Source organism: Microbispora sp. NPDC004025 (genome assembly GCF_053604425.1).
Map to the genome: position 1 here is coordinate 45243 of NZ_JBSGHN010000005.1, position 14321 is coordinate 59563.

Annotated in this window: 14 protein-coding genes; 8 read left to right on the top strand and 6 right to left on the bottom strand. The window is 71.7% G+C overall.

Annotation, left to right across the window (positions count from 1 at the left end; all coding sequences use genetic code 11):
* Positions 1-87: 87 nt before the first annotated feature.
* Complete coding sequence (locus ACWEQG_RS15570; protein WP_452285195.1) at positions 88-1176, top strand: hypothetical protein; 1089 nt, start codon at positions 88-90, stop codon at positions 1174-1176.
* 125 nt (positions 1177-1301) lie between these two features.
* On the top strand, positions 1302-2507 hold the full coding sequence (gene xseA, locus ACWEQG_RS15575; RefSeq protein WP_452285197.1) for an exodeoxyribonuclease VII large subunit: 1206 nt from the start codon (positions 1302-1304) through the stop codon (positions 2505-2507).
* Between the two features lie 24 nt (positions 2508-2531).
* Here the strand turns inward: xseA and asnB are convergent, their stop codons facing one another.
* Entirely contained in the window at positions 2532-4373 is a 1842-nt protein-coding gene (gene asnB / locus ACWEQG_RS15580) for an asparagine synthase (glutamine-hydrolyzing) (RefSeq protein WP_452285199.1), read from the bottom strand.
* Positions 4374-4508: 135 nt separating this feature from the next.
* Here asnB and ACWEQG_RS15585 point away from each other — a divergent pair, with 135 nt between their 5' ends.
* Both ACWEQG_RS15585 and ACWEQG_RS15590 read left to right on the top strand, forming a co-directional pair.
* Complete coding sequence (locus tag ACWEQG_RS15585; protein ID WP_363463474.1) at positions 4509-4784, top strand: exodeoxyribonuclease VII small subunit; 276 nt, start codon at positions 4509-4511, stop codon at positions 4782-4784.
* Positions 4785-5027: 243 nt separating this feature from the next.
* Complete coding sequence (locus tag ACWEQG_RS15590) at positions 5028-5528, top strand: GNAT family N-acetyltransferase (RefSeq protein WP_452285201.1); 501 nt, start codon at positions 5028-5030, stop codon at positions 5526-5528.
* A gap of 34 nt (positions 5529-5562) precedes the next feature.
* Here ACWEQG_RS15590 and ACWEQG_RS15595 read toward each other — a convergent pair whose 3' ends face one another.
* Entirely contained in the window at positions 5563-6744 is a 1182-nt protein-coding gene (locus ACWEQG_RS15595) for an FAD-dependent oxidoreductase (protein ID WP_452285203.1), read from the bottom strand.
* 59 nt (positions 6745-6803) lie between these two features.
* On the opposite strand from ACWEQG_RS15595, the gene ACWEQG_RS15600 reads away from it, so the two are divergent.
* A complete protein-coding gene (locus tag ACWEQG_RS15600) occupies positions 6804-7370 on the top strand; it encodes a TetR/AcrR family transcriptional regulator (RefSeq protein WP_452285205.1) in 567 nt (188 codons plus the stop codon).
* A gap of 25 nt (positions 7371-7395) precedes the next feature.
* Here ACWEQG_RS15600 and ACWEQG_RS15605 read toward each other — a convergent pair whose 3' ends face one another.
* Complete coding sequence (locus ACWEQG_RS15605; protein WP_363463467.1) at positions 7396-7785, bottom strand: RidA family protein; 390 nt, start codon at positions 7783-7785, stop codon at positions 7396-7398.
* A gap of 74 nt (positions 7786-7859) precedes the next feature.
* Here ACWEQG_RS15605 and ACWEQG_RS15610 point away from each other — a divergent pair, with 74 nt between their 5' ends.
* Positions 7860-8765, top strand: a complete 906-nt coding sequence (locus tag ACWEQG_RS15610) for a LysR family transcriptional regulator (RefSeq protein WP_452285207.1) — start codon at positions 7860-7862, stop codon at positions 8763-8765.
* On the opposite strand, the gene ACWEQG_RS15615 is transcribed toward ACWEQG_RS15610, so the two are convergent.
* Complete coding sequence (locus ACWEQG_RS15615; RefSeq protein ID WP_452285209.1) at positions 8754-9302, bottom strand: DUF4245 domain-containing protein; 549 nt, start codon at positions 9300-9302, stop codon at positions 8754-8756. The two genes, ACWEQG_RS15610 and ACWEQG_RS15615, sit on opposite strands and share 12 nt — an antisense overlap.
* A gap of 46 nt (positions 9303-9348) precedes the next feature.
* On the bottom strand, positions 9349-9942 hold the full coding sequence (locus ACWEQG_RS15620) for a TetR/AcrR family transcriptional regulator (protein ID WP_452285211.1): 594 nt from the start codon (positions 9940-9942) through the stop codon (positions 9349-9351).
* Between the two features lie 147 nt (positions 9943-10089).
* Here ACWEQG_RS15620 and glpX point away from each other — a divergent pair, with 147 nt between their 5' ends.
* Positions 10090-11118, top strand: a complete 1029-nt coding sequence (glpX, locus tag ACWEQG_RS15625; RefSeq protein ID WP_363471578.1) for a class II fructose-bisphosphatase — start codon at positions 10090-10092, stop codon at positions 11116-11118.
* Here glpX and ACWEQG_RS15630 read toward each other — a convergent pair.
* Positions 11115-11762 carry a DUF1707 SHOCT-like domain-containing protein gene (locus ACWEQG_RS15630; protein ID WP_363471580.1) on the bottom strand — a complete coding sequence of 216 codons (648 nt, stop codon included), beginning with the start codon at positions 11760-11762 and terminating at the stop codon, positions 11115-11117. The genes glpX and ACWEQG_RS15630 overlap by 4 nt on opposite strands.
* A 109-nt stretch (positions 11763-11871) precedes the next feature.
* Between ACWEQG_RS15630 and ACWEQG_RS15635 the strand changes: the two genes are divergently transcribed.
* The gene (locus tag ACWEQG_RS15635; RefSeq protein WP_452285213.1) at positions 11872-14253 is read left to right on the top strand and encodes an ATP-binding protein; all 2382 of its coding nucleotides are present in this window, start codon (positions 11872-11874) and stop codon (positions 14251-14253) included.
* The last annotated feature ends 68 nt before the right edge of the window (positions 14254-14321 follow it).

Here is a 14321-nt window from a genome sequence, read left to right on the forward strand (position 1 = left end):
TCCTATGCTATGTGGAACGCGAGCCGCTTCTTGACCCTGGTCTTGCAAGACTGGGTGTACCAGATACACATCTCCCCGGGAGCCGAAATGTCCGTCCTTAGAGCAATAACAACAGCGCTTCAGACCGCTCTGAACGGGGTCGGGCAGGCACTGGTGGCCGGTGACAAGATCAAGACCACGATCAAGCAGCGCTTCGCCGGCGGTGAGGCGCAGGACGGCGAGCGTCCCGAGACCGCCGACGCGACCGGGACCGGGACCGAACAGGCAACCCCCCAGTCCACCGCCCGGTCCACCGCAGAGGCCACCGAGGAACGGACCGAGCCCCGCAAGCCCGTCATCTACGCCCCCCGTCCGAGCAAGACCGAGCAGGCCAAGCAGGCCGAGCAGAGCGAGCAGGCCGACACGGTGACCGCCGAGACGCCCGCGGCGGCCGAGACGGCAACGCCGAAGCCTGCCCCGGCCGAGACACCGGCGGAGGCAGCGGTGGAGGCAGCGGTGGAGGCACCGGCGGCGGAGCCCGCCCCGGCCGAGACGGCGCCCGCCGAGGCCGAGCCCCCCGTCACCGCCGAGGTCGCCCCCGCCGAGGCGCCCAAGAAGCCGCGCACCCGCAAGGCCGCCGCCAAGCCCGCGAGGACGGCCGAAGCCGCGGAAAGCGCCGAACCCACTGAGACCCCCGCGACCACTGAGACCCCCACCACTGAGACCCCCGCGACCACTGAGACCGCCGAGACCGGCGAGGCCGCCCCCGCCGAGGCGCCCAAGAAGCCGCGCACCCGCCGCAAGGCCACCGCCGAGACGCCCGAAGCCGCGTCTCAGACCCCCGAAGCGACCCCCGGGGCCGCGGCCACCGCCGCGCCGAAGGCCACCAGGACCCGCCGCAAGGCCGCCGCCTCCCAGGCGCCGGAGAGCCCCGCCGAGGCGACCGCGGAACAGCCCGCCCCCGCCGCCGAGCCCGCCCAGCCCACCGAGCCCGCCCAGCCCACCGAGCCGGCCGATGCCGCCGAGCCGATGCCGGGCTACGCGAACCTCTCCGTGGCGTCGCTGCGGGCGCGGATGCGCGGCAAGTCGGCCGAGCAGGTTCACGCGCTGCTGGACTACGAGCAGGCGCACCTGAACCGCCCCGAGGTGGTCCGGATGTTCCAGAACCGGCTGTCCAAGCTCCAGTCCGAGTCCTGATCCCCGAGCCGCCCCGCCCTGTGCCCGTCCGGCCGCCGGTGGATTGTCGGCGGGTACGGCTAGCCTGCAGGTGCGAACGGCGAGCGTACGGCGGGTGACGCGGCCGGGTCAGGCGAGGAGGGCACTTGAGCGCGAAGACGTCCCCGGAGGCGCCCCTGCCGATCAGGTCGGTGCTGCAGATGGTCGCCCAGTGGATCGGCAAGCTGGGCACCGTCTGGGTCGAAGGGCAGATCACCGAGCTGACGGCCCGGGGCGGCACCGTCTTCCTGACGCTGCGCGACCCCGTGGCCAACGTCTCGGCGCGGATCACCTGTGCGCGGGCGGTCTACGAGGCGAGCGTGCCGCGTCCCGTGGACGGCGCGCGCGTCGTGATGCACGTCAAGCCGGACTTCTGGGTCAACAGGGGCTCGTTCGCGTTCACGGCCCTGGAGATCCGCCCGGTCGGCATCGGCGAGCTGCTGGCCCGGCTCGAACGGCTCCGTCAGGTGCTGGCGGGCGAGGGCCTGTTCAACGTCGACAGGAAGAGACGGCTGCCGTTCCTGCCGGGCACCGTCGGCCTCGTCTGCGGGCGGGACTCGGCGGCCGAGCACGACGTGCTGGAGAACTCCCGCCGCCGCTGGCCCGCCGTCCGCTTCAAGGTGGAGCAGGTCGCCGTCCAGGGGCCGTACGCCGTGGGCGAGGTGACCGAGGCGCTGCGGAAGCTCGACGCCGACCCCGAGGTCGACGTGATCGTCATCGCCAGGGGCGGTGGCTCGCTGGAAGACCTGCTGCCGTTCTCCGACGAGTCGCTGGTGCGGGCCGTCGCGGCCTGCCGCACGCCCGTGGTGAGCGCGATCGGCCACGAACAGGACAGCCCGCTGCTCGATCTCGTGGCCGACGTGCGCGCGTCGACCCCTACGGACGCGGCCAAGAAGGTGGTTCCCGACGTGGGCGAGCAGCTCACGCTGATCCACCAGCTGAGGGACCGGGGCCGCCGGGTGCTGCGCGGCTGGGTCGACCGCGAGATGTCGTGGCTCGAGTCCGTCCGTTCCCGGCCGTCGCTCGCCGATCCCGTCCGGGAGCTCGACCGGCGGGCCGAGCAGGTCGACGCGTTGCGCGAGCGGTCCAGGCGCTGCCTGTCGGCGTCCCTGGACCGCTCGGCCGACTCGCTGGAACATCTCAGGGCCAGGCTCGTGGCCCTCTCCCCCGCCGCCACTCTGGAGCGCGGTTACGCCATCGCGCAGCGCCCCTCCGGTGAGGTCGTCCGCCTGGCCGGGGACGTCAAGCCGGGCGACGAGCTCACGATCCGCTTCTCCGACGACCGCGTGACGGTGACCGCCCAGGACGCGTGACCGTGCGGGGACGGTCCCGGCGGGTCAGATCTCGAGGCGGACGTCGTAGGCCCCGAGCCAGGCGTTCATCTGCAGGATGCCCTCCAGCGAGGTCCGGGCGCCCTGCAGGCTGACCGCGCCCAAGGGCTGGTCGAGCATCTTCCGCACCCTGTCCGCGTCGACCAGGCAGCCGATGGCGGAGTCCCCGTCCAGCACGCGGGTGACCTCGGCACGCAGCGCGCGCTCGTAGGCCGGGTCCTGGGTCGAGGGGTAGGGCACCTTGCGGCGCTCCACCACCGAGCGGGGCAGCACGTCGGCCGTCGCCGCGCGCAGCAGGCTCTTCTCGTGCCCGTCGAAGGTCTTCATCGCCCAGGGGGCGTTGAAGACGTACTCGACCAGGCGGTGGTCGCAGAACGGCACCCGGACCTCCAGACCCACGGCCATGCTCATGCGGTCCTTGCGGTCGAGCAGGATCTGCACGAACCGGGTCAGGTGCAGGTAGCTGATCTCCCGCATCCGCTTCTGCAGCCCGGTCTCCCCCGGCACCCGCGGCACCTCGGCCAGCGCCCGCTGGTAGCTGTCGGCGCGGTAGGCGGGGATGTCGAGCTTGCGCAGCAGTTCCTCGTTCAGGAACTCGCCCCGCGTGGACAGGCCCGTCTGGCCCTGGATGGCGAGCCACGGGAAGGTGCCCGAGTTGACCGCCTGGGGATCGTGGAACCACCGGTAACCGCCGAAGACCTCGTCGGCGGACTCTCCCGACAGGGCCACCGTCGAGTGCCCTCTGATCGCCTTGAAGAGCAGGTAGAGCGAGGTGTCCATGTCGCCGATGCCGAGCGGGAGGTCCCTCGCCCGCAGGACGGCCGCGCGGACGGCGGGATCCATGAGGTCGGCCGAGTTCAGCACGATGTCCGAGTGGTCGGAGCCGACGTGCCGTACGACGTCCCTGACGTACGGCGTGTCGGGGGTGTCGCGCATGTCGTCGGCCTGGAAGTTCTCGCTGTAGCCGGCGAAGTCGACGGAGAACGACCGCACCCCGCCCTTGCCGGCCAGCGCGCGGGCCGCGAGCGCGGTGACCGCGCTGGAGTCGAGACCGCCGGACAGCAGCGTGCACAGCGGCACGTCGGAGATGAGCTGCCGCTCGACGATGTCGTCGAGCAGCTCCCGCACGGTCCGGATGGTGGTCTGCAGGTCGTCGGTGTGCTCGCGGGACTCCAGCCGCCAGTAGCGCCGCTTGCTCAGGCCCTCGCGCCGCAGCTTCACCACCTGGCCGGGCCGCACCTCGCGCATGCCGCGGAAGACGGCTGACTCGGGCGTCTTGACGAAGGCCAGGATCTCGCGCAGGCCGTCGGCGTCGATCACCCGCTCGGCGAGCGGGTTGGCCAGGATGGCCTTGGGCTCGGAGCCGAACAGCACCCCGTTCGGGGTGGAGTAGTAGTACAGGGGCTTGATCCCCATACGGTCGCGCACGAGCAGCAGTTCCTCGCGGCGGGCGTCCCAGATGGCGAAGGCGTACATGCCGTTGAGGCGGGAGACGAAGTCCTCGCCCCATTCGAGGTACGCCTCCAGGACGACCTCGGTGTCGCTCTGCGTCCGGAACCGGTGCCCGCGCTGTTCGAGCTCGGCGCGCAGCTCCCTGAAGTTGTAGACCTCGCCGCTGTAGGTGAGCGCGGCCACGACCTCGCCCTCGGCTCCGGCGGTCATGGGCTGGCGCCCGCCCTCGATGTCGATGATGGCCAGCCGCCGGTGACCGAACGCGACGTGCGAAGCGAGCCAGGACCCCTCGGCGTCGGGCCCCCGGCACGCCATCGTGTCCGTCATGGCCTGCACGGTCTCCCGTTCGCGACGAAGGTCGCGTCCGTAGTCCACCCAGCCGCTGATTCCACACATAAGGATGACCCCCCGATCATCGCCCCCGAAGATGGTTAGTACATCTAAATAACGGACTAATCATCAGTTTTATGCCCAAAGCGGACAGCTCTAAGGGGCCCCGGAGTGTCGGTCCCGGCCTCTAAGGTGGGGGACGTGGCTGAGGACAAGCAGACCCCGTCGGACAAGCAGGCCCCGTCGGACGAGCAGACGCCGTCGTACGAGAAGGCCCGCGAAGAGCTGACCGAGGTGGTGCGCCGGCTGGAGACCGGTGGGCTCACGCTGGAGCAGTCGATAGAGCTGTGGGAGCGGGGAGAGCGGCTGGCCGCGATCTGCGAGGAGTGGCTCCAGGGCGCCCGCGCGAAGCTGGCCGCCGCGATGGCCCAGCGCCAGGAGCCCCAGCCCAACGGCCCGGAGGAAGCGCCCTTCTGACCCCAGGTGTGGCCACCCGCCGCCGACGAACCTAGGATCGCCGCGCTCGACATCGGCAAGGCCGAGCTTGGCCTGCGTGCGCGTTGAGCATGGCCGGCAAGCGGACGCGAGCCTTGACCAGGGCGCGGCGGTCACCGACAACCGTCGCGGAGAGCTGACCACAGATCACGCCCGGACCCGTTGTCCAGGCCGGCCCGGATCTCGACCATGGCAGGAGGATCACCAAAAGCAAGGATCGTACGCATGAACTCGGTTGTCATACGCCGGCTCAGCGGCGCGGACTGGCGTACCTGGTGCCATCTCCGACTCGCGGCACTCGCCGACGCGCCCGACATCTTCCACGGGGACCTGGAAGAGGAACGCGCTTACGACGAAGCGCGGTGGCTCGAGTGGACCGAGGACGGTGTCAAGGTGGCCGCGTTCGACGCGGACGTGCCGGTCGGTGTAGCCGCTGGGCGTGTCCCGGCAGACCGAGCCATGGTCGTGGAGCTCTTCGGCATGTGGGTGCGTCCCGACGTCAGAGGCGGGCGGATCGCCGAGCGCCTCGCACTGGAAGTGCTGGCCTGGGCGCGGGAAACAGGACGCCCCCGGGTGGAGCTATGGGTCATCTCCGGCAACAATCCAGCCGAACGCGTGTACCGGCGGCTCGGATTCCGCGACACGGGCGAATACGAACTCCATCCGCGTGACCCGGGCCTGCGCAAGTACGCCATGGCCAGGGGAACAGCGGACGGCGACGCCTGATCCGCCTCTGTGACTCGGAAGGCAGCTTGCTCTCTTAGGCGTTCCAGAGGGCGGCGAGCTGCCGGGTGGCCAGCCGGGACGGCACGGCGCGCAGCGACGTGTCACGCAGCCACGCGGCGACGCCGGTCCGGGAGGTCAGCCGCGACTGCCGGCACGCCGCCAGCATCATGCGATTGGCTCTGGGCCTGCGCTCGGCGTCGTAGCGCAGGAGCCGCTCGGCGACGTCCACCGGCTCAGCGCCGCTCAGGTGGCGACCCAAGTGGCGACCCAGGTGACGACCCAGGTGACGACACAGTGCCGCCGCGTCCTCGAATGCCTGGCTGGCGCCCTGCCCGAGGTCGGGCGGCATGGCGTGCGCGGCGTCGCCGAGGAGCGCGATCCTGCCGACCGCGAACGAAGGCAGGGGTTCGGCCAGGCGGGCGATCGGATCGACGTAGATGGCGGTGGGCGGGGTGGCCTCGATCAGCGTCGTGACGAGGGGGTGCCAGTCTGCCATCAGGGACAGCATCCGCCGGCGCGCCTCGTCCGCTTTGGGCGGCGTGCCGTGCAGGACGGAGTCGGTGAACCAGTACAGGCGGTCCTCGCCGACGGGGAACAGGCCGAACATCGCCCCATTCCGGCGGTCGACCAGCTGGCTTGCGAGCAGTTCCTCGTTGAGGCCGGGCGGACGGGGCAGCATGCCGCGCAGGTCCATGCGGCCGGTCCGCCGCAGCCCGGGGTGGGCGGGGAACAGCTGTGCGCGCAGCGCGCTTCCGATGCCGTCGGCCACGATCACGGCGTCCGCCCTCGCGGCGGGCTCTCCCTCGCCGATCACCGTCACTCCGGCGGGGCCGGGCTCCAGTCGTTCGACCGGAGTCGCGGTCCGCACCAGCTCCGGCGGCAGCGGGGCGCGGAGCGATCGGTGCAGTTCCGCTCGCTCGATCATGACGGGCGCCCCGATCTCCTGCCGCGCCCGGGCCATGTCGGTGACCAGCAGCGGCCGTCCGCGCCAGTCCCGCAATCCCCCGTGGGTCACCCGCATCACGTGCCCGCGGACGTCTTCGGCCAGCCCCAGTGCTTCCAGGGCGCGAAGCCCGTTGGGCATGACCACGATTCCGGTGCCCGCTTCCCTCAGCTCGGCGCCCCGTTCGAAGAGTGTCACCTCATGACCCAGGCGATGCAGCCCCACCGCCGCCGCCACTCCGCCGAGCCCGGCGCCCACCACCACGATCCGCACGAGACCTCCCGATAGGTTCACTACGCTCGTACTAGTACGGATATTGGTAGCATGGCCCCATGCCGCCCACCAACGCGGCCCGGCGCCGGGCCCTGACCGATGCCGCCATCGAGTTGCTGGCGTCAGCGGGCGTGCACGGCCTGACCCATAGGGCGGTGGAGAAAGCGGCGGACGTCCCGCCGGGAACGGCGTCGAACTACTTCCGCAGCCGGGAAGCGCTGCTGGTGGCCGCCGCGGAGCGCATCGCGGAACTGCATCACGAGGACACCGGTCAGGCCGTCAAGCAGCCGGCGACGCTGGTCGACCTGCTGACGGAATCGTTGTTCACAGCGGCGACCACACTCCGCGGCCGCTACCTGGCGATCTTCGAACTGCGACTGGAGGCCGCGCGCCGGCCGGTGCTCGCCTCGGCGCTCGCGGGCCTGCAGGAAACGGCGTCGCTGATCAGTGCGGGGCACCACGACGAACTCGGCCTCGACATTCCACGCGAGAGGATCCCCGCCTTGATCGCGCTCTACGGCGGTGCGCTGTTCACCTTGGTCGGCGCACCACCGGAGCACGTCAGCAGGGACGTCGTGCGGAGCATGGTCGAGGTCATCGTGCACGGCTGTATGCCGCGGACGTGAGCGTCCGGCGTGACGGCAGGGGTCGTCAGACGCCGCGCCGCCGCGCGTCCACCTCGATCTCGATCTTCATGCGGGGGTCGGCCAGGCCGCACTGCATCATCGTGGCGGCCGGCCGTACCTCGCCGAACCGGCGGCGCAGGACCGGCCAGCACGGCTCGAAGTCGGCCCGGTCGGGCAGCAGGTAACGCACCCGCACGACGTCGGCGAAGGTGCATCCCGCCTCGGACAGCGCCGCCTCGATGTTCCGCAGGCACTGCTCGGCCTGCTCCACCACGTCATCGGAGATCGTCATCGTGGCGTAGTCGAAACCGGTCGTTCCGGACACGTGCACCCGGTCGCCGTCCACCACGGCCCGGGCGTAGCCGATCTGCTCCTCGAACGTCGAACCGCCGAGGATCGCGCGTCGCTCTGTCATGCGCCAGAACGCTAGGCCGAGGCGTGCCGATACGTCTAATACGTCCTCGGACATCGCCTGATATCACTGGGCGTATGGAGCGCCCCGAACTCCCGCTGGCGCAGGTGCACGCCTTCGTCGTGCTCGCCGAGGAACTGCACTTCGGCCACGCGGCCGCCCGCCTGGGCATCGCCCAGCCACCGCTCAGCCAGCAGATCCGCCGCCTGGAGGACAAGGTCGGCCACGCGCTGTTCACCAGGGAACCGGGACGTGTCGCCCTGACCGCGGCGGGCCGCGAGCTGCTGCCCGCCGCCCGGCGCGCTCTCGCCGATCTCACCGACGGGCTGTCCGCCGCCAGGGCCGCCGGCAGCGGCCGGACCGGCCGCCTGCGGATCGGCTTCGCCGCCTCCACCGCCCTGACCGTCCTGCCCGGACTGCTGCGCGCGTTCCGGCGGCGTTACCCCGACGTCCGCCTGGACATCCACGAGATGACCACCGCGCCGCAGATCACCGCACTGCGCGACAAGACCATCGATGTCGGCCTGCTGCGCGAGCCCCCCGCGGACGAGCCCGGCCTGAACTTCCGGACGGTGCTCACCGAGCCCTTCGTGGCCGTGCTGCCGTCCGCGCACCCGCTGGCCGCCCAGCGGTCCGTGAGGCTCGCGCAGCTGGCGGGCTCGCCCTTCGTGCTTCTGCCCCGCGCGGCGGGGCCGGGACTGCACGACCAGATCGTCGGCCTGTGCGCGGCGGCGGGCTTCACACCGCGGGTCGCGCAGCGCGCGGTGGAATGGCAGACCGTGTGCGCCCTCGTGGAGGCCGGCCTTGGCGTCAGCCTGGCCCCGGCGGGCATCCGGCGCATCCGCCTCAAGGGGGTGGCCTTCCGCGCGGTCGAGTCGGGGGCGCGTACCCGGGTCGCCGTCGGCTGGCACGAGGACGCCCGGAGCCCGCTGGTCGCGAATCTACTGGCGGCCGTCAGCCCGGCTCCCGGATCAGCCCGCTGACGGCGCCGGAGAGGGTTTGGCCTGGGGGGCGAGGGTCCGGACGAGGGCGGTCAGCTCGTCCCAGTCGGCCGATCCGGTGACGACCACCGCGTGGTCGGGGAAGACGCGGACCAGCGTCCGCTGGTTCTTGTCCTGGCGGAACCGCTCCTCCCAGGTCACGCCGTCGATCTGACGGCTTCCGCCGGGCTTGTCGGTGTTGGCCATGCGGTTGACGAAGTCCGCGGACGGCCGCTCGTCGCTCTGCGCGAGCATGGCGTGCTGCCGCTTGGCGGTCGCGAACCCCAGCCGCCACGTCACGACGCCGTTCTTCTGGGTCAGCGAGGAGCTGTTGGGCACCCAGTTGTCCGGGACCCGGTTCGGGGCGACGACCTCGTACGGCGCGGTGCGCGCCGCGTTGAGCTGGTCGATCGAGAAGTCCACCCGCGGGATGTGCTCGGTTCGGCTCTGCGGCGTGATGAGCAGGAACACGCCGACGCCGGCGAGGCAGACGAAGAGCGCGAACGCGTAACCGTACAGTCCTTGGGTGAATCGTCCCACGTGACGCGAGCCTAGCCGGTGGAGCGGGCGGTGGCCGTACCGGCCGTCACGGATGCCGAATAAGGCCGATGATGCGAAGAGCGTCCTCGGCCATCCTGCGGGCCGCCTCCGGATCGTCGGACAGCGTCACCTCCTGTACGACGGCCGCCAGGGCGCCGGTGACGACGACGACCAGCGCGTCCTCGTGCTCGAACAGCGCCGCGGTGCGCCTGGCCCACTGCCGGAGCCGGTCGCGCATGATGACCTCGAACCCGGGCGGGGCGTCGCCGCGCAGGAAGAGCGCGGCGAGGTCGCGCTCGGCGAGGCAGCCCTCCAGGTAGGCCCGCGCCGCGGCGAGGAACTGGGGCATCGGGTCGGTCTCCCCGGCCGCCCGGGCCTCCTGCACGGCCTGCCGGGTGCGCTGGGCCTGCCGCTTCTGGAACTCCTCGAACAGCGTCAGGTAGAGATCGGCCTTGCCGGAGAAGTGGTGGTAGAGGCTGCCGACGCTGGCGCCGGCCCGGGCCACCACATCGGTGACGCCCGCCTCGGCGAAGCCGCTCGTGATGAACGTCTCCTTCGCGGCCTCCAGGAGGGCTCCCCTGGTCGCCGCGCCCCGCTCCGACGTGCGCATCGTCACTGGTCGTTCGGTGTCGCTGCTCATGCGGCGACGATATCCCCGAGCCGTCCGTGCCGGGGGTCCGCGCCCGCAAATGGCCTCCTACCTGGCCCAACAGGTCCAGACCAATCGGACAAGAACGGCTTTCGCGAACTACGATCGCTGGAATGGCACCTACCTAAAAGGGGATCAATGGCTGATCACGTACCGGCCGCTCTGGCGACGGGGGAACACGCACCCGACCGCAATCTGGCTCTGGAACTGGTCAGGGTGACCGAGGCGGCGGCGATGGCGGCCGCGCGCTGGGTGGGACGGGGAGACAAGAACGGGGCGGACGGCGCCGCCGTGAACGCCATGCGCCAACTGATCAACACGGTCTCGATGAAGGGCGTCGTGGTGATCGGCGAGGGCGAGAAGGACAACGCCCCGATGCTGTTCAACGGCGAGGAGGTCGGCGACGGGACCGGCCCCGAGTGCGACGTCGCCGTGGACCCGATCGACGGCACCCGGCTGTGCGCGCTCGGCATGAACAACGCGATCTCCGTGATCGCGGTCGGCGAGCGCGGCTCGATGTACGACCCGTCCGCGGTCTTCTACATGGAGAAGCTGGTCACGGGCCCGCAGGCGGCCGAGCATGTGGACATCAACGCCCCGGTGGGCGACAATATCCGCGCCGTGGCGCGGGCCAAGGGCGCCAAGCCGTCCGACGTCACCGTGGTGATCCTGGACCGGCCGCGGCACGAGCGGATCGTCAAGGAGATCCGGGAGACCGGCGCGCGGATCCGTTTCATCACCGACGGCGACGTGGCCGGTGCGATCATGGCGGCGCGCAGCGGCACCGGCGTCGACCTGATGCTCGGCATCGGCGGCACGCCCGAGGGCATCGTCGCCGCCTGCGCCCTCAAGTGCATGGGCGGCGTCATCCAGGGCAAGCTGTGGCCGCGCGACGAGGAGGAGCGCCGCAAGGCCCTCGACGCCGGCCTCGACCTCGACCAGGTGCTCACCACCGACGACCTCGTACGCTCCGACGACGTGTTCTTCGCCGCCACGGGCATCACGGACGGCGAGCTGGGACACGGCGTGCGGTTCCAGGGCGGCGCGGCGGTGACGCACTCCCTCGTGATGCGGGGGCGGTCGGGCACGATCCGGAAGATCGAGAGCGAGCACCAGCTCTGGAAGCTCGGCGCCTACAGCGCCATCAACTTCGACACGGCCGTCTAACGGCCGAACAGGCGGCGACGGGGACGCTTCGGCGAGCGGGCGACGACCTTGCCGCCGAAGACGAACCCGGCGAGTTCGATCACGGGCGCGTCCGGCGCGAAGTCGGTCGCGCCCGGCGGGAGCCGTACCTCGTTCCTGAACGACCGGACGCGGGCGTCCGGGGCGGTCACGATCCGCACGCCCTCGGGGACCGTCAGGTTGACCGTGCCGGCCATGACGGCGAGCTGGACCACCACGTGCCGTGACTGGAGCAGCGCCTCGCACAGGTCCATCGACACCGTGCCGCCCAGGGATGTCACCGGCACCTGGGAGGGCACGACCCACCGGCCGCCGCGGGTCTCGGTGCGGAAGAAGGCGGTGACGGGACGGCTGTCCATGCGGAACGGCTGGCTCTCCGGCGGCAGCAGGTCGACGGTCAGCTCGGCCAGCTCGCCGAGAGTCCGCGCGGCCCACACGCGCTCGATCCGTTCCTCGTGCTCCACGAGGGTGAGCCGCCCGTCGGTGACGGCGTCCGCGAGCACCGCGACGATCCGCTCCCGATCGGCGTCGGACGCCCGTAGCAGGGAAGGGTCCGGTGTGTCGGCGGTGCGCGGCGAGAGGAAGGCGGAGATCCACTTCACGGCTGAGGACTCGCTGCTGCTCACACCATCGAGAGTAAGCGGTCTTCGCGCGGCGGTCACCACGCGACGCGGCGTCGGGTGCCCACCAGGGGCGACGTTGACCGGGGACTTCGTGGCCGCTTAGCGTGAGGAGGTGGTCGCGGGGGTGGTGACACGGCAGGTCGGCAACCTTCCGGCCGACCTGACGAGCTTCGTCGGCCGCAGACGCGAGCTGGCCGAGATCAGACGGCTGCTTTCGGCGTCGCGCCTGGTGACCCTCACGGGAGTGGGCGGTGTCGGCAAGACCCGGCTGGCCCTGCGGGCGGCCGCCGAGCAGCGCCGCGCGTTCGACGGCGTCTGGCTGGTGGACCTGAGCACCGTCGGCGACCCCGGGCTCGTGGCGGAGACGGTGGCGGCGACCATGGGCGTGCGGGACGAGGCCGCGAACTGCCCGCTGAACGCACTGGAGCGGGTGCTGGCCTCCCAGCGAACCCTGCTCGTGCTGGACAACTGCGAGCATCTGCGTGACGCTTGCGCCGTGCTCGCCGACCGGCTCCTGCGGGCGGCTCCCGAACTGCGTATCCTCGCGACGAGCCGGCAGTCGCTCGGCATCACCGGCGAGCACCGGATGAAGATCTCGCCGCTGCCCGTCCCGGAGCCGGACCGGCCGCTCGACCGCAGGTCGCTGGAGTTGTACGACGGGGTCAGCCTGCTGACGGAACGGGCGGCCGCGGTCCTGCCCGGTTTCACCGTCACCGAGGACAACCAGGCGGCCGTCGCCGAGTTGTGCCGCCAGCTCGACGGCATCCCCCTGGCCATCGAGCTGGCCGCGGTGCGGCTGCGGGCCCTGTCGGTGAAAGCGCTGGTCGAGCGCCTGCGCGACCGTTACCGCCTGCTCACCGGAGGCAGCAGTACGGCGGTGCCGCGGCAGCAGACCCTGCACGCGCTGGTGGACTGGAGCTTCCAGCTGCTGCCCGCCGCCGAGCGGACGCTGTGGACCCGGTTGTCGATCTTCCCCTCGCACTTCGACCTGGACGCCGTCGAGGCGGTGTGCACCGGCGACGGCATCGAACGCGACGACGTGCTCGACCTGCTCGACGCGCTGCTGGACAAGTCGCTGCTGCTGCGTGAGGAGCACGCGGGCTCGGTCCGCTACCGCATGCTGGACACCCTGCGGGAGTTCGGCCGCAAGCGTCTCGGCGGGCCCGCGGAGCGCCGGTCGCTCCAGCGGCGGCACCGGGACCTGTATCTCCTGCTGGCGCGGCGGGCGGCCGACGAGTGGTTCGGCCCCGACCAGGTCTCCTGGTTGAGGCGGCTCGACCTGGAGCAGCCGAACCTGCGCGCCGCGATGGACTTCTGCCTGCAGGAGCCCGGCGAGGCGGAGAGCGGGCTGCGCATGGCGCTTTACCTGACCTACCCCTGCTGGCTGGCCAACGCGTACTACAACGAGGGCCGCCACTGGCTGGACCGCACGCTGTGGGCGGCGCCCGCGCCCACCGTCCTGCGGGCGCGGGCGCTGTGCGCCGACGCGGAACTGGTGCTCACGCAGGGCGACACCGCCAGGGGCCGGCTCCTGCTGGCCGAGAGCCGCGCGCTCGCCGAGAGGCTGGGCGACCCGGAGGCACTCGCCCAGACGTCCCTCGTCGCCGGGCTGGCGGAGCACTACGCCGGCGACTACGCGAGGGCGGCCGAACTGCTGGAACAGGCCGTCGAGGAGGAAGAGGCCGTCGGCGACCTGAGCGGCCGGCTGATCGCACTGATCACGCTGGCGGCCGGCGTCGGCTACCTCGGCGACCGGGCCCGCGCCACGGAGCTGTTCCAGCGCGCGCTCGCGCTGACCGAGGCCCACGGTGAATGCTCCGGCCGGGCCTGGGTCTTCACGATCTTCGCCGTCCATCTATGGCAGGGCGGGGACGACGACCGCGCGCTGGCGATGGCGCGCGAAGCCCTCCTGCTCGGCCGCGACCTCGGCGACCGGATGAACATCGCGACGAACCTGGGGATCCTCGCCTGGGTGCAGGCCGGCAGAGGCCGCCACGCCCATGCCGCCCGGCTGCTCGCGGCCTCGGAGGAGATCGGCCGCAGGGTCGGGCTGGTGCCCAGCCGCGACAAGCGGTTCGCCGAGTTCCACGAGCGGTGCCTGGACGAACTCCGTACGAATCTGGGCGACCGGGGCCTGAGCCGCGAGACCCGCAAGGGGCAGCGGCTGACGCCGGACGAGGTGATCGAGGAGGCGCTCGGCGACCGGGCCGAGGGCGGGCCCGCGTCCCCGGACGAGACGGCCGCAGGGGCCGGACCCGCGCGGCCCGTGACGGTGGTCCCCTCGGCCGAGCCGTCCCCGCTCACCCGGCGGGAACGGGAGATCGCCGATCTGGTCGCCCAGGGACGCAGCAACAAGGAGATCGCCTCGGCCCTCGTCATCTCGCAACGCACGGTGGAGGGCCACGTCGAGCACATCCTGGACAAGCTCGGCTTCGCCTCGCGGGCCCAGGTCGCCGCCTGGGTGGCGGCACGCGAAGCAGGCGGCAGGCCCTGACCGGCGTACCCCATTGACCGGGCGGGTGGCTGCTCCTACGCTGGCGAAAACTTGAACCCCCCTCATGT

What these genes read in the sequence shown, in the direction of transcription:
- asnB (WP_452285199.1), bottom strand. Translation starts at nt 4,373, where the DNA reads ATGTGTGGAATCAGCGGCTGGGTGGACTACGGACGCGACCTTCGTCGC.
- ACWEQG_RS15620 (WP_452285211.1), bottom strand. Translation starts at nt 9,942, where the DNA reads ATGAGCAGCGACACCGAACGACCAGTGACGATGCGCACGTCGGAGCGG.
- ACWEQG_RS15570 (WP_452285195.1), top strand. Translation starts at nt 88, where the DNA reads ATGTCCGTCCTTAGAGCAATAACAACAGCGCTTCAGACCGCTCTGAAC.
- ACWEQG_RS15610 (WP_452285207.1), top strand. Translation starts at nt 7,860, where the DNA reads ATGGAGCGCCCCGAACTCCCGCTGGCGCAGGTGCACGCCTTCGTCGTG.
- ACWEQG_RS15600 (WP_452285205.1), top strand. Translation starts at nt 6,804, where the DNA reads ATGCCGCCCACCAACGCGGCCCGGCGCCGGGCCCTGACCGATGCCGCC.
- ACWEQG_RS15605 (WP_363463467.1), bottom strand. Translation starts at nt 7,785, where the DNA reads ATGACAGAGCGACGCGCGATCCTCGGCGGTTCGACGTTCGAGGAGCAG.
- glpX (WP_363471578.1), top strand. Translation starts at nt 10,090, where the DNA reads ATGGCTGATCACGTACCGGCCGCTCTGGCGACGGGGGAACACGCACCC.
- ACWEQG_RS15590 (WP_452285201.1), top strand. Translation starts at nt 5,028, where the DNA reads ATGAACTCGGTTGTCATACGCCGGCTCAGCGGCGCGGACTGGCGTACC.